This is a genomic window from Microbacterium terrisoli, from assembly GCF_030866805.1.
Lineage (GTDB): Bacteria > Actinomycetota > Actinomycetes > Actinomycetales > Microbacteriaceae > Microbacterium > Microbacterium terrisoli.
Genome location: NZ_CP133019.1, coordinates 3,356,945 through 3,370,394, shown reverse-complemented (window position 1 = coordinate 3,370,394; position 13,450 = coordinate 3,356,945). Strand labels below are relative to the sequence as shown.

Annotated in this window: 14 protein-coding genes; 12 read left to right on the top strand and 2 right to left on the bottom strand. The window is 69.5% G+C overall.

Features of this window, described 5'->3' with window-relative positions; all coding sequences use genetic code 11:
• The first annotated feature begins 115 nt into the window (after positions 1-115).
• Positions 116-322 carry a hypothetical protein gene (locus QU603_RS15295; protein WP_308492238.1) on the top strand — a complete coding sequence of 69 codons (207 nt, stop codon included), beginning with the start codon at positions 116-118 and terminating at the stop codon, positions 320-322.
• Positions 323-328: 6 nt separating this feature from the next.
• Here the strand turns inward: QU603_RS15295 and QU603_RS15290 are convergent, their stop codons facing one another.
• Positions 329-706 carry a VOC family protein gene (locus QU603_RS15290; RefSeq protein ID WP_308492237.1) on the bottom strand — a complete coding sequence of 126 codons (378 nt, stop codon included), beginning with the start codon at positions 704-706 and terminating at the stop codon, positions 329-331.
• 183 nt (positions 707-889) lie between these two features.
• Here QU603_RS15290 and QU603_RS15285 point away from each other — a divergent pair, with 183 nt between their 5' ends.
• From QU603_RS15285 to QU603_RS15255, 7 genes are all read left to right on the top strand, one after another.
• On the top strand, positions 890-1,462 hold the full coding sequence (locus QU603_RS15285; RefSeq protein WP_308492236.1) for a TetR/AcrR family transcriptional regulator: 573 nt from the start codon (positions 890-892) through the stop codon (positions 1,460-1,462).
• 90 nt (positions 1,463-1,552) lie between these two features.
• Positions 1,553-3,022, top strand: a complete 1,470-nt coding sequence (locus QU603_RS15280; protein ID WP_308492235.1) for an amidase — start codon at positions 1,553-1,555, stop codon at positions 3,020-3,022.
• The gene (locus QU603_RS15275; protein WP_308492234.1) at positions 3,019-4,284 is read left to right on the top strand and encodes an ABC transporter substrate-binding protein; all 1,266 of its coding nucleotides are present in this window, start codon (positions 3,019-3,021) and stop codon (positions 4,282-4,284) included. Before QU603_RS15280 ends, QU603_RS15275 begins: the two co-directional genes overlap by 4 nt.
• 329 nt (positions 4,285-4,613) lie before the next feature.
• Positions 4,614-5,783, top strand: coding sequence for a sugar ABC transporter substrate-binding protein (locus QU603_RS15270; protein ID WP_308492233.1), 1,170 nt, complete (start codon positions 4,614-4,616; stop codon positions 5,781-5,783).
• Between the two features lie 22 nt (positions 5,784-5,805).
• Entirely contained in the window at positions 5,806-7,515 is a 1,710-nt protein-coding gene (locus QU603_RS15265) for a sugar ABC transporter ATP-binding protein (protein ID WP_308492232.1), read from the top strand.
• Positions 7,516-7,522: 7 nt separating this feature from the next.
• Positions 7,523-8,578, top strand: coding sequence for an ABC transporter permease (locus tag QU603_RS15260; protein ID WP_308492231.1), 1,056 nt, complete (start codon positions 7,523-7,525; stop codon positions 8,576-8,578).
• Positions 8,579-8,916: 338 nt separating this feature from the next.
• Positions 8,917-9,333, top strand: a complete 417-nt coding sequence (locus tag QU603_RS15255; RefSeq protein ID WP_308492230.1) for a hypothetical protein — start codon at positions 8,917-8,919, stop codon at positions 9,331-9,333.
• A gap of 30 nt (positions 9,334-9,363) precedes the next feature.
• On the opposite strand, the gene QU603_RS15250 is transcribed toward QU603_RS15255, so the two are convergent.
• A complete protein-coding gene (locus QU603_RS15250) occupies positions 9,364-10,221 on the bottom strand; it encodes a helix-turn-helix transcriptional regulator (protein WP_308492229.1) in 858 nt (285 codons plus the stop codon).
• A 101-nt stretch (positions 10,222-10,322) separates the two neighbouring features.
• Between QU603_RS15250 and QU603_RS15245 the strand changes: the two genes are divergently transcribed.
• The 4 genes from QU603_RS15245 to QU603_RS15230 all read left to right on the top strand — a co-directional run bounded on the left by QU603_RS15245 (position 10,323) and on the right by QU603_RS15230 (position 13,426).
• Complete coding sequence (locus tag QU603_RS15245) at positions 10,323-11,018, top strand: SDR family NAD(P)-dependent oxidoreductase (RefSeq protein ID WP_308492228.1); 696 nt, start codon at positions 10,323-10,325, stop codon at positions 11,016-11,018.
• 69 nt (positions 11,019-11,087) lie between these two features.
• A complete protein-coding gene (locus tag QU603_RS15240) occupies positions 11,088-11,309 on the top strand; it encodes a DUF1653 domain-containing protein (protein ID WP_308492227.1) in 222 nt (73 codons plus the stop codon).
• A gap of 251 nt (positions 11,310-11,560) precedes the next feature.
• On the top strand, positions 11,561-12,898 hold the full coding sequence (locus QU603_RS15235; RefSeq protein ID WP_308492226.1) for a hypothetical protein: 1,338 nt from the start codon (positions 11,561-11,563) through the stop codon (positions 12,896-12,898).
• 138 nt (positions 12,899-13,036) lie between these two features.
• The gene (locus QU603_RS15230; RefSeq protein ID WP_308492225.1) at positions 13,037-13,426 is read left to right on the top strand and encodes a hypothetical protein; all 390 of its coding nucleotides are present in this window, start codon (positions 13,037-13,039) and stop codon (positions 13,424-13,426) included.
• Positions 13,427-13,450 lie beyond the last annotated feature (24 nt).

The following is a 13,450-nucleotide window of genomic DNA, read 5'->3' as shown; positions in this document are numbered from 1 at the left end:
GCTGTGCACAGCTGCGGGGATGTTTCCCGACACGCCGGGAAACCGGCATCCGACCTCCGCGTGTCGGGAGAATCCCCGCTCGTGTGTCCGGGCGCCGGTGCCCGGGATGCCGGGGGTGGCCCTGGTCGTGTCCGCCGTCTATGCCCGGCTGCGCCCCCTCGTGCCGCAGCCGGGATTGGCCGCCGGGGTCGCTGGCGCCGCCGCGGGAGTCATCGCCGATCTCACCTATCGGTGGCTCAAGGTGCCCGAGGCGGCGATGGCCATGGCCGGCATCATCGTTTCGGCTCGCTGCGCTCGCTCGCTCGGCGGCCGGGCGGCGTGAGGTGCCTCAGGGGTCGTGGCGGGGCTCGTGGCTGACCAGGCCCACGGTGTTGCCCTCGCTGTCGCGGATGAACGCCTGCCACTCGTCGGTGTCGACCGGACCGAGCGAGTCATCGACGTGGGTGTAGATGACGTGCGGGTCGTCCACGATCTCCACGCCGCGATCCCGTGCGGCTGCGACGGCGTGGGCGACATCATCCACCAGCAGGTACACGACCGTCGACGGCGCGTCCGGCTGCAGCAGCAGCCGGGTGGTGCCCAGGTTGAAGAAAAGCAGGTCCGGTGACCTGAACCGGGCGGCCGGCTCTTCACCGAGCAGCTGGGTGTAGAACGCCGCGGCGCGGTCGAGATCGTCGGCGTGCTGGGCGACCTGAACGATGTGCATGGCGATGACCCTTCGCTGGCTGCTGGCTCAAGTATGCCCCTGCGCGGTCGTTGTGACACGGCCCTCCTCGAGACGGCCCGGCGTCGACGCGGGCCCCCTCGGTAGACTGGGGGTACCGCGCGCCGCACCTGAGTGGACTCGTTTCGATGCGGCGTCCGGACTCCCCGAGACGAGGAGGTGGACATGCTTCGCGACGACGCGCGGCGTACTCGTGCCACGGTGCTGCGATCGGTCTGGCAGCTGATCAGCGACAGCGGCAGCGACAAGGTCAGCGTGGACGACATCGCCGACCGCGCCGGTGTCAGTCCCGCCAGCGTGTACCGGCACTTCGGCAGCAAGCAGAAGCTGATCGACGAGGTCTCGGTCGACCGCTGGCGGCGCGCGTCGCGCTGGGCGGCCGGTTCCGGCGACCCGAAGCGCGCCCTGATCGACATCATCACGGTGCTCGATCGGTTCTCGCTCATGGTGACCGCTGATGCCGACTTCATCGCCGCGGCCGGTGTCGACGTCGGTCAGACGCCGATCGCCATCCTGCCGGTGCGTCAGGAGTTCAGGCAGCGCTTCGACCACCTGTGGACCACCGCCGCCGACGCGGGCCAGATCGTGCCGTGGGCCGAATCGATGGATCTGATCGAACTCGTGGGCGGCATCCGCGACCCGCACCGTCGGGTGCCCAAGCTCACGACGCTGATCAACGGCTTCTGCGCCGCGCGCATCGACATTTCGCACGTCGCGCGGGCCGTGCTGACCCGCTGATCCGCCCCTGTCGGCGCGAATCTGCGAGGAACCGGCGCTCCGGCTCTCACTTCGCCGAGGTGCCGACCGCGCCTTTCGTATGGTGTGGGCATGGCGGACCATGATGTGCCCCCGCTCGACGCGGGGCTGAACGACCTGGCCAGGCGGCTGCGCAGCCGTGAGCTGACCGCGACCGGCCTCGCGACGGCCCTGCTCGATCGCATCGCCGAGCGCAGCGGCGAGCCGACCTTCGATGGCGCCCCCGGCGCCATCAACGCCTGGGCGCACCTGGACGCCGACACCACGCGGCGCCAGGCCGCCGACGCCGACCGCCGCCTCACCTCCGGTGACCAGTCGCCGCTGTGCGGCATCCCGATCGCCCTGAAAGACCTCTTCGCAGTCGCGGGTCTGCCGCTGACGGCGTCGAGCCGGGTGCTCGAAGGCAACGTCGCCGATGCCGACAGCGCCGTCTGGACCGCGCTCTCGAATGCCGGCGCCGTCTATGCCGGGCACACGCACACGCACGAATTCGCCGCCGGCGGCACCACCGACCAAGTCGGCAACCCGTGGCGCCTCGCCCACAGCGCCGGCGGCTCCAGCGGTGGATCGGCCGCCGCCGTCGCCGCCGGCATGGCACCGGCCGCGCTCGGCACCGACACGGCGGGATCGGTGCGCATCCCCGCCGCGCTGTGCGGCGTCTCGGCGTTCAAGCCCACCTTCGGGCGCGTGTCGATGGACGGCATCATCCCGCTGGCGCAGACCCTCGACCACGCCGGCCCGATCGCCCGCACCCTCGCCGACTGCGCCGTCGTGCTTCAGTCGCTGTCGGCCGCCCCCGCCGCCCGCGACCCGTGGGGCGTGTTCGGCCGGCCGGCCATCCCGGCGCCTGAGCCTCTCGCGCTGTCCGGCCTCCGCATCGCCACCACGACCCGCGCCGACCGTGGCGAGGTCGACGCCGACGTACACGACGGATACCTGCGCATGCGCGAGGTGCTGCGCTCCCTCGGCGCCGAGATCGTCGAGCTGCCCGCCCCCGACGACCTGCCCGCGGCCGACTACGACACGATCCTCATCGCCGAAGCCCGCAGCCACCACGCCCGCTACCGCGACCGCGCCGACCGGTACCGCCCCTCGGTGCGCGCGTTCATCGCGCCGGGCGCCCCGCCCCTGGCGGTCGACGCCTATCTGCGCGCGCAGGCCCGGCGTCGCGCCGTGACCGCGGCGTGGGATGCCTGGTTCCGCGCACACCGCATCGACGCGCTGCTCGAACCGACCAGCGCCGTCACCGCACCGCTGCGCGGGCACGGCTACGACGCGGGCGAGCCGGCCGGCGGCACCGATCCGCTCACCGTCTTCACCGCCACCTGGAACGTGACCGGCTTTCCGGTCGCCGCGCTGCCCGCCGGACTCGGCACGCGCTCCGGGCTGCCGGTCGGCGTCAGCCTGATCGGCGCCCCCGACACCGACGCACACCTGCTCGCGGTGGGCATCGCCCTGCAAGAAGCCGCACCCCCGCCGCGCCTCGCCGGGAGCGGCGCCGTCGCCGATCCCGCCGACGCACCAGAGAGGAATGACCCATGAACCTGCATCACCCCCGTCGCACCGCGCGCGCCCGAGGAGTCTTCGGCGCGCTGGCTGTGGCATCCGCAGTCGCACTCGCCGTCTCAGGCTGCGCCCGCTCTGACGGCGGCGCCCGCGGGAACGCGCCATCCGCGCCCGGCATCACCGACACGACCGTCGCGATCGGCATCAGCAGTCCGCTCAGCGGCCCAGTCGCCGGCCCCGGCACTTGCACTGCCGACGGCGCGATCGCCTATTTCGAGGCCCGCAACGCCGAGGGCGGAATCACCTTCGGCGACGGCAAGACCCGCACCGTCAAGGTCACCGCGCTGGACGATCAGTACGACCCGCAGAAGGCGAAGACCAACTACGACCAGTTCAAGGGCAGCATCTTCGCGATCGCCATCGGACTGGGCACTCCCACCAACCGGGCGTTCCGCGAAGCGGCGATAGCCGACGGCGTGCCGCAGGTGCTCACCGGCACCGGTGATCCGCTGTTCAGCGACCGCGCGCAGTCGCCGATGCAGCTGGACGCGTTCCCCACCTATGTCGAAGAAGGGCGCGCATTCGGCGAAATGCTCGTCGCCTCGGGCGAGCACAAGGTCGCGATCCTGTCGCAGAACGACGACTACGGCCTGGACTACCTGACCGGGTTCAAGAGCGCGGTGCAGGATGCCCCGGGCATCACGATCACGAAGGAGCTGACCTACGAGGTGCCCGACGTGTCGTTGGATGCGCAGATCACGTCGCTCGCCGCCACCGGCGCCGACGTGATCTTCAACGCCGTGTCGCAGCCGCACCTGACCGTCTCGGCGATGCAGAAGGCACAGGCGCTGAACTGGCTGCCGAGCTGGTTCCTACCGTCGAACACGTCGGGCGTAGCGCCGATCCTGAAGCCGGCGGGGGCGGATGCCTTCCCCGACGTGTACACGATCGGGTACCACAAGACGCCCGACGACCCGACATACGCGAACGACCCCGACGTGAAGGCGTTCACCGCGGCGCTGGCCGAATACACGAAGCAGCCGGCGATCCCCGAGTTTCCGCACTGCATGTGGGGATACATGGCAGCAGACATCATGGGCCATACGTTCCAGCAGATGACCGAGCCCACCCGGGCGGAGTTCATGACGCAGCTGTTCTCGATCACCGGGTATCAGACGCCGCTGATGCTCCCCGGCGCCGAGGTGGACACGACCATCGACGGCGAACCGGCGATCTCGTCGGTCATCCTTGAGCGGTTCAACGGCACCGGATACGACCCGATCGACGCACTGGGCTGACCGGCGCGGTGGGCCGCGGCGGTGCGGCGCGGCCCACGGCACACCGCGCATTCTCATGACGCTCATCGACGCCTCGTTCAAAACCCTCAGCGCGCGTCAATAGCATGCCCAGCAAGACATATGCACGCGTTGACGACGACGCGACGATTGGATGGACCGCCACCGCCGGCCTCCCGAACCGGCCCGAGAGCACCGCCTGACCGCTACGTGCGCACCCCACGCGCCCACAGTGCCCGAGATGTGGTCAGCAATCCGTCGACTGATCGGAGGATCAGATGCATGCAGTCAAGCGGCGCCCGGCACGACAACGAGCACTGAAACGAGTGATGATGGTGGGCGCCACGGCATTGGCCTGCGGCTTGGCCATTGCCGGATGCAGCTCGGGGGCCCCGGCCACCGGCATGAGCGCCGGGGCGGCAACCGGTGGCACAGCTGTGTCGGCCGCGACCCTGACCAAGCTGAAAAGCGCGGTGACCGACGCTGAGAAGGTGCCGGTCTTCGCGGCGCCGGGTCCGGCGGTGGATGTCTCGGCGGTCAAAGGCAAGACCGTCTACGCGTTCGCGATCAACGACGAGATCGACACGTGCAACCACCAGGTCGCAACCTACAAGAAGCTCGGCCAGGAGTTCGGGATGAAGGTCATCACCTTCAGCAACTCCGGCTCGCCCGACCAGTGGGCCACCGGTGTGAAGAACGCCATCGCCGCGCACGCCGATGTGCTGGCCATGTTCTGCGGCATCATCCCCGGTGCCATCGGCCCGCAGCTGCAGGCAGCGCACAAGGCCGGCATCAAGATCATCGACGGCAACTACAACGAGACCGACAACTACACGGGCCTGGATGCCGTCACCGGCGTGCAGACCGCAGAGGGCATGAAAGCCAGTGTGGATGCCGCGGTCGTCGCCCTCGACGGCAAGCCGCTGCACGCGCTGATGGTCACCAGCAGTTCGGTGATCCAGGGCCCGGCCGCGACGGCGGCGGTCAAGAGCGAGGTGCAGACAGATTGCGGCAGCGTGTGCACGGTGGCCAAGACCATCGACGTGCCGGTGCAGAGCTGGACGAGCCAGACCACCAATCAGGTGTCCTCGGCACTGCTGGCCGACCCGAGCATCAACGCCGTGTTCGTCGCCTTCGACGGCATGGCCACATTCGCCGTCACCGGCGTGCAGCAAGCCAAGCGCTCCGACGTGAAGGTCTACGCCTGGGGCACCAGCGCCTCCACCGTCAAGACGATGGTCGGTCAGCCCGACGGCATTCTGCAGGCGGATGTCGGACCCAGCGTGGTGTGGGACGCCTACGCCGAGATGGATCAGACGATCCGGCTGCTGGCCGGGCAGCCTGCGGCCACTCCCGAGAAGGAGATCGTGCCCAACCGCTACTGGGCACCCGACAACGCGTCCGGGTTCCTCACCGCCAGCGGCGGCTACAACGAACAGGGGTACGGCGGCAACGCCTACCAGAACGCGTACCGCACGCTCTGGAACGCACCCCAGCTCTGAGCGCTGAGCGAGCGATCGAGGGATGACGAGCATCGTGAACGCGCTCGCAGAGAGAGTCCACCGCCCCGTGCCCGCCCTGCGGGCGCGGGGCTTGGCCAAGCGCTTCGGCGCACAGCTGGCCCTGTCGGGCGTGGATCTGGACATCGAGCAGGGCGAAGTGCTGGCCCTCCTGGGTGAGAACGGATCGGGCAAGTCGACGCTCGTCAAGATCCTCTCGGGATTCCACGCCCCCGAGCCCGGCGGGCAGCTGCAGGTCGCCGGTCGCGACGTGCCGTTGCCGGTGCCGCACGAGAACTACCGCGACTTCGGGCTCAGCTTCGTCTATCAGGACCTGGGGCTGGGCTTCGGCCTGAGAGTGGTCGAGAACCTCTTCGTCGGCAGGCGGGTGCGCGGCTCGGCCGGCGTCCTGAACCCGATCGGCTGGGGCCGTGAGCGCCGCGCGGCCCAGGCGGTGTTCGACCGCTACCACGTCGACCTCGACCCGAACGCCACGGTCGGCGGCCTGCGCCCCACCGCGCAGGCACTGCTGGCGATCGTGCGGGCGGCCGAAGACCTGCGGCTGTTCCGCGAGCGCGTGGCGGCGACATCCGGCCAGCAGTCCGAAACCCCGCACGGCGTGCTCGTGCTCGATGAGCCCACCGTCTTCCTGCCCGAAGACGAGAAGGTGTTCCTGTTCGACCTGGTGCGCCAGGTGCGCCAGCGCGGCACGGCGGTGCTGTTCGTCTCGCACGATCTGCCCGCCATCCGGGAGCTGGCCGATCGCGCCGTGATCCTGCGCGACGGCGCGGCCATCGCCGACGTCACCGTCGCCGACACCCCCGATGAGCAGCTGGTCGAGCTCATCTCGGGCCACCACATGTCGGCCACCGTCGAGCGCGCCGCCTCACGTGCGGTCGAGTCGGTCACCGACGCGGAGGCCGGTGCTGACGCGAGCGCCGCGGATGCGTCCGGTGTGCGCGTCAGCGCCAGCGGCGTCGCCGGGGGCCAGCTGCGAGAGGTCGCCTTCACCGTCGCCGCCGGCGAGATCGTCGGGGTGGCGGGCCTGCTCGGCTCGGGGGTCGAGGACCTGCCCTACGCACTGTTCGGCGCCCTGCCCGGGGCATCCGGACACCTGCGCATCGGCGATGTCGACCACGACCTCGCGCACTTCAGCCCGCGCACCGCACGATCGGCAGGGCTCGCGCTGGTGCCCGCCGATCGCGCGCAGCAGGGGATCGCCCCGGCCCTGACCGTCGGCGAGAACATGATGTCGCTGGTCATAGACCAGTACTTCAGCCGGGGCCTGCTCGCCCGCAGCCGGCTGCGGCGCACCGCGGGCCGGCGCGCGCACGCGTTCGGGGTGCGCCCGCCCAACCCGAACGCGCTGATCTCATCGCTCAGCGGCGGCAACCAGCAGCGTGTCGTGCTCGCCCGCTGGTTGGAGGACCAGCCCCGGGTGCTCGTCCTGCACGAGCCCACGCAGGGCGTCGACGTCGGCACCCGCGCTGAGATCAACGGGATGCTGCGCCACCTGGCCGCCACCGGTGTGTCGATCATCTGGATCAGCACCGACTTCGACGAACTCGCCGACGTGGCTGGGCGCGTGCTGATCTGCTCGGACGGGGTCATCGCCGCGCAGATCGATTCCGGACCCATCACGCGCGATCGGATCACCGCGGAGGTCTATGCGGCCGGTGCCCGCACCGCCGCGTCGCCATCACGAACCGCGCGCTCACGAACCCAGGGAGTCTGAGGCAGCCATGGACACCGAACCGAGACTCGCAACGCCCACACAGACGCAGCGCACGCGCGCGCCGCGCGCCCGCGGCCCGCTGTCGGGCAGGACCGGCAACATCCTCGAGAGCGCGATGCTGCCGGTCGCGTTCATTCTGCTGGTGATCGGGTTCAGCATCGCGACCCCCAACTTCCTCACCGGCGCCAACTTCTCCAGCGTGCTCGGCTCGCAGGCGGTGCTGTTCGTGCTGGCGCTGGGGCTGCTCATCCCGTTGACCAACGGCGACATCGACCTGTCGGTGGGCAGCCTGTCGGGCCTGGTGTCGATGGTGGTGGCGGTGCTGAACACCCAGGTCGGGATGAACATCTGGCTCGCGTGCCTGGTCGGCTTGGCCGTGGGCCTGGTCGGCGGCGCACTGAACGCGTTCCTGGTGATCCGGTTCAACGCCAACTCGTTCATCCTGACCCTTGCCACGGGCACCGTGTTCGCCGGTGTCATCGAGTGGATCTCGGGCGAGCAGACCATCACGGGGGTGTCCAACTCCCTCGTGCAGGTGGTGTTCTACAACGAGCTGCTCGGCATCCCGTGGGAGTTCTTCATCGCCCTGATCATCATGCTGGTCATCTGGTACGTGCTGACCTTCACCCCGTTCGGCCAGCGGGCGCTGTTCGTCGGCCAGTCGCGGCAGGTCGCCCGGCTCAGCGGCTTTCCGGTCAGCCGTGCCCGCGCCTACGGCTTCATCAGCGCGGGCGTGATGGCCGCGATCTCGGGCCTGCTGTTCGTGGGCACCCAGGCCTCGGCCAGCCCTGGCGACGGCAACATCCTGCTGCTGCCCGCCTACGCCGCCGCGTTCCTGGGGCTGACCACGATCCAGCCCGGCCGTTTCAACGCGATCGGCACCGGCATCGCGGTCTACTTCCTCGCCTTCGGCGTCTCGGGCTTCCAGCTGATCGGCGCACAGATCTACATCCAGCAGATCTTCTACGGCGTGATCCTGGCCGTGGCCATCCTGCTCTCCCGGGTGCTCAGCAAGCGCCGGTACGGCGGGGGCACCGACGAGAGCTTCATCGAGACCGAGTAGCTTGCGCACCGCCACCGCAGGCCCCAGCATCCCGCACCCGGCGTAGGGGGCCCCGGCATCGGCGGCCCCGGCATCCCGCACCCGGCGTATCGTGTGGATCTTCGGCGCGATCCGCCCGGGACAGCACCTGCCCGAGGAGGCTGCCGCCCCGTCCGAGCGCACACGAGCGGGGATCTTCAGCGACTCGCCGGGCACGGGCAGCCGGTCTCGGCGTGTCGGGCACAATCCCCGCAGCTGTGCACGCCGGCGGCACGCCCGGCACCGCCGGCCCCGGCATCCCGCACCCGGCGTATCGTGCTGAACGGTGCGCCCGAACGGGCGCGAGCGAGGAGATGAGCATGGGCATACGGTTGCGCGACGTTCCCACGAGGCTGGCGACCGGCGCATACATCCTGCACTCCGGCTTCACGAAGCTGAAGGCCGGGCCCGAGATGGCCGCCGGTCTGCACGGAGGAGCGGCCGCGGCATATCCGGCGCTGCAGAGCCTGCCGCCCGAGAAGTTCGTGCGGTCGCTTGCGATCGGCGAGATCACCGTCGGGTCGCTGCTGCTTGCGCCGTTCATCCCCACCGTCGTCGCCGGTGCTGCGCTGACGATGTTCTCGTCGGGGCTGGTCGGCATGTATCTGCGCACGCCCGCGCTGCGCAAGCCCGGCAGCATCTGGCCGAGTCAGGCCGGCACCGCCGTCAGCAAGGACAGTTGGATGCTGGGAATCGGTCTGGGCATGCTGCTGGGCGCCGCCGAAGACGGGCGGTAGACGCGGGGCGATCGCCGCTCGGGGGCGGGCTCAGGCCGCGCCCGAGGTGTGGCCCAGGTGCTCCTGCGCCCCGACGACGACGGCCAGCTCGAGCTGCTTCGCCCCCTCGGACCCGGGTTCGGCGGTGTAGACCATGACCCGCAGGTCATCGGCGGAGAGCACGAGGATGTCGCAGTCCAGCGCGATCGACCCCACCAGCGGATGGTCGATGATCTTGTGCCGGGACTGATCCGCGGTCGCGGCATCCGGCGCCGTCGCCCACAGCTCGTCGAAGACCGGGCTCGCACGATGCAGGTCGCCGATGAGCCGACGCAGCTGGTGGTCGTCGGGATACTTCGCCGCGGTCAGACGCAGATCGGCGACCAGTTGTGCGACCTGCACGGCGCGCTCTTCGGGCGTCTGCCGCGCGCGCGATCCGTCACCGACGAGGTGGCGCCACACGGCGTTGCGGTCGTTTCCGTGGAGCGCCGCGGTGTCACCCATCAGCGCGTCGAACGGAGCGTTGGCCATGACGAGATTCCACGCCGCGTCGTAGACGACGACCGGCGTGCCGGCCAGGCGGTCGAGCATCCGCTGCACGCTGGGCGCGACATGCGTAGGCACCACTCCGGGGCCGGGCACCGGCATCCCGGCTTCGAGGAACAGGCGTGCGCGCTCGGCATCCGACAGCCGCAGCGCCCGCGCGAGCGCTTCGACCACCTGTGTCGACGGCGAGGTCGCCCGCCCCTGCTCGAGCCGGGTCAGATAGTCCACCGAGATGCCGGCGAGCCGCGCGAGTTCTTCGCGCCGCAGCCCCGCCGCCCGTCGGCGCGGACCTGTCGCGATTCCCACCTCGCCGGGCGCGACGCGATCACGCCGTCGGCGCAGCATCCGTCCGAATTCACTCACCGTGACAGCCTGACACGCGCGGCCCGATCTGTGGTGGCCCTGCTGTTCCCATGATGACCAGGGTTCTGGTTGGGATGCCGCGCCCGCCGCACGATGAAGACATGACATCGATTCTCATCACAGGAGCCAACAAGGGCCTCGGCAACGCCACCGCACGGTTGCTCGTCGAGCGCGGCCACACCGTCTATCTCGGGGCACGGGATCTCGCGCGCGGTCGCGCCGCGGCAGCCGAGATCGGAGCACAGTTCGTGCAGCTGGATGTCACCGACGACGCGTCGGTGGCTGCGGCCATCGCGGGTCTCGACGAGCTCGACGTGCTGATCAACAACGCGGGCATCGCGATATGGACTGCCGGTGGCGAAGCGCTGGACGGACCCAGTGTGCTGTCGGTCTTCGACACCAACGTCGTCGGCATCGTGCGCGTGACCGAAGCCGCACTGCCGCTGTTGGAGCGGTCTGCGAACCCGGTGGTGGTCAACGTGTCCAGTGCACTCGGGTCGTTCTGGGCGACGCATGAGCCGTCACGACCGGCATTCGGATACCCCTCGATCGCATACGGGTCGAGCAAGGCGGCGGTCTCGATGCTGACCGTGCAATACGCCAAGGCGCACCCCGGCGTGAAATTCAACGCCGTCGAGCCCGGGATCACCGCCTCGAGCCTCGGCGGCGGCGACCCGGAGAAGCACCCGGGCCGCCCCGCCGCTGAGAGCGCCGTCGTCGTGGCGCGACTGGCCGAGATCGGAACGGACGGGCCGACCGGGGCGTTCTGGGAGGACGACGGTCAGTTGGGCTGGTGAGGGTGCGGGCCGCGCGGTGCCGCGCGGTGCCGCGCGGTCCGGTGCCTGGCCGCCGGTAGCATCGCGAGGGTGAGCACCGTGCAGGGCGTCGAGCCCGGGATCTACGAGCACTTCAAAGGAAACCGCTATGAGGTGGTCGGCGTCGCGCGGCACTCCGAGACCGAGGAGTGGTTCGTCTACTACCGCCAGCTCTACGGGGACTACGCGTTCTGGGTGCGGCCGCTCGACCTGTTCACGGAGCACGTCGAGCGTGACGGGTACAGCGGGCCGCGGTTTCGACGCGTGGCGTGAGCCTGCGTCCGTGAGGTGACAGAAGTGGCCGGAATGATCACGATCATTCCGGCCATTCGTGTCATCTCAGCGCTGCGCGCGCCGCGGCGCGCCGGGCCGGGCCGCCCGTGCCCCGCGACTCGACAAGGTCGGGGCGAGTAGGAACGCGGCGACGGTTGTGTCCGCCGAAGAGGGGACAGCGGACCGGCCAGCTCCAGCATTAGAGTCGTCTCATCTTCCCGGCGTCTGGGAAACCAAGGAGCACGGTCGCGGTGTCGTTCAGCAACTCAAGATCCACCGAATTCGAAATCACCGATGATCGACCCACGGCCACGGCCACGGCCACGGCCACGGCCACGGCCACGCCCACAGCCACGCCGCCGCCGGCGCTGGCCTTCACGCTGAAACCCACCGTCGATGCGCCGGGCATCCCCACCGAAGCCGGTGACGACTTCACGATCCTCCTCGACAACGCGGTCTCAGGCGGCGGTGGTACGGCCACGTACCTGCGCCGGATGCTGGTCTTCGCGGCATTCGCCGACTATTTGAAGAAGAGCGGCACGGCCGCGTTCTCGACCGCCGACGGCCCACGCGGATCGCGCCGGTTGGTCGCCTCCGACGGGACCACTCAGCTCGAGATCACGGTCGCCCTCAACGATGGATTGCGCGAGCGCGACGTCAACGGCATCCCGGTGCGTGGCCTGGCGACGGTGCGGATGTCCACGGTGGATCCCCTCCAGATCGCCAAGGACATCCAGTTCGGCATCTCGATCGCCGAGATCCCCGCAGGGCTGGCGGTGACCGATGCGCTGATGGACGCGCTGTTCACCCCGTTGCTGAGCAGGTTGGGCACGTTCCTGCAGAGCAGCATCCAGTCCTGGCTGGAGGCGGATGTCGGCGAACTCGACGGCATCGCCGACACGCTGGCGGATGCCGCAGCAGACGTTGCAGAAGACATCGCCGAGGAGACCAGCGAGATCGTCGTGGACGAGCTCGTGGCGGCGGAACTGTCGCTGGACCTCGCCGCGATCGCCCCGCCTCTGGCGGCATTGGGGCTGCTGATGATCGTGCCGTTGCTCATCGGGCTGCTCGCCAAGCAGTTCCAGGTGCATTTCGAAGTGACCAACTACACCGATTCCGATGTCGAGTGGACGCTGGAACACGCGTACAACGGCGCCATGACGGCGCGCCCTGCCAGTCCGGTGATCCCGAAGATGGGGCGGGCGACCGACGCCTGGGGGGACACCACCGATGTTCCCGTTGCCTACCAGGCCGACTTCTTCTCGACCAACTCGAGCGGGTTCGCCGGCACCGGATATGCGATCCGCCTCAGCGCGGCAGGCCTGTCGGGAGAAGACATCGCCGTGGTGGTCTCGGTTCCCTGGGCGCTGGACAACGCCATCTGGCTCGGTCCCGTCCCCGCGGACGGCAACTGGGCGAGACTGTACGACAACGTCGGCAGCGACGGGGCGCTGGCCGTGGAACACGGCACCCGGCATCTGCACGTCGAGATGGGCATCGATGCCCTGTCGGGCCATCACGACTCATATCACTGCGCGCTGCGCATCACCGAGATACCGCCCGACGCCGCCGATGCCGGCGGCGCCTGACCGCGCCTGACCGTGCCTGATCGCACCTGACCGGCGTTCGGCCGGATGCATCTGACCGCACTCGCCGCGCACGCGCCGTGGGCTTCATCGCTGTGCCTGGGGACGACCGTCTCTGGTCTGAAGATAAGGGGAAACACCATGGGCAAGGGAGCATTCGTCTCTGTCACCAACAACCGGCGCGAGGCGGTCAAGCTCTTCGTCAAGGGCCAACACTGCATGTACGACGACGGGGCAGAGGGGTCACGCGTCTCGTACTTCAACAATCTGACGGTGGCGGCGGGGCAGACATTGCCCAACGCGAAGGGTCAGTATGTGGAGGCCAAGGCCAGTTCGACAGGCGGGGACACGTGCGGCACCGAGGCATCCGGATTCGACGTCGAGGTCAACGTGGAGACGACCGAGTTGGGCACCTTCGCCATCAGTGAACGGTGGAACCAGTACCACGGCGAGACCACCAACGACGACGACCTCAAGGTGAACGTCGGGCGCGGGGGCGATCAGGACACCATTCAGCTCACGATCACGTGAGCCGCGGCAGCATCCCACCCTGTA

Excerpts from the sequence above, each read along its gene's own strand:
- QU603_RS15230 (WP_308492225.1), top strand. The coding sequence starts at position 13,037 with ATGGGCAAGGGAGCATTCGTCTCTGTCACCAACAACCGGCGCGAGGCG.
- QU603_RS15270 (WP_308492233.1), top strand. The coding sequence starts at position 4,614 with ATGGTGGGCGCCACGGCATTGGCCTGCGGCTTGGCCATTGCCGGATGC.
- QU603_RS15285 (WP_308492236.1), top strand. The coding sequence starts at position 890 with ATGCTTCGCGACGACGCGCGGCGTACTCGTGCCACGGTGCTGCGATCG.
- QU603_RS15255 (WP_308492230.1), top strand. The coding sequence starts at position 8,917 with ATGGGCATACGGTTGCGCGACGTTCCCACGAGGCTGGCGACCGGCGCA.
- QU603_RS15265 (WP_308492232.1), top strand. The coding sequence starts at position 5,806 with ATGACGAGCATCGTGAACGCGCTCGCAGAGAGAGTCCACCGCCCCGTG.
- QU603_RS15280 (WP_308492235.1), top strand. The coding sequence starts at position 1,553 with ATGGCGGACCATGATGTGCCCCCGCTCGACGCGGGGCTGAACGACCTG.
- QU603_RS15275 (WP_308492234.1), top strand. The coding sequence starts at position 3,019 with ATGAACCTGCATCACCCCCGTCGCACCGCGCGCGCCCGAGGAGTCTTC.
- QU603_RS15245 (WP_308492228.1), top strand. The coding sequence starts at position 10,323 with ATGACATCGATTCTCATCACAGGAGCCAACAAGGGCCTCGGCAACGCC.
- QU603_RS15290 (WP_308492237.1), bottom strand. The coding sequence starts at position 706 with ATGCACATCGTTCAGGTCGCCCAGCACGCCGACGATCTCGACCGCGCC.
- QU603_RS15260 (WP_308492231.1), top strand. The coding sequence starts at position 7,523 with ATGGACACCGAACCGAGACTCGCAACGCCCACACAGACGCAGCGCACG.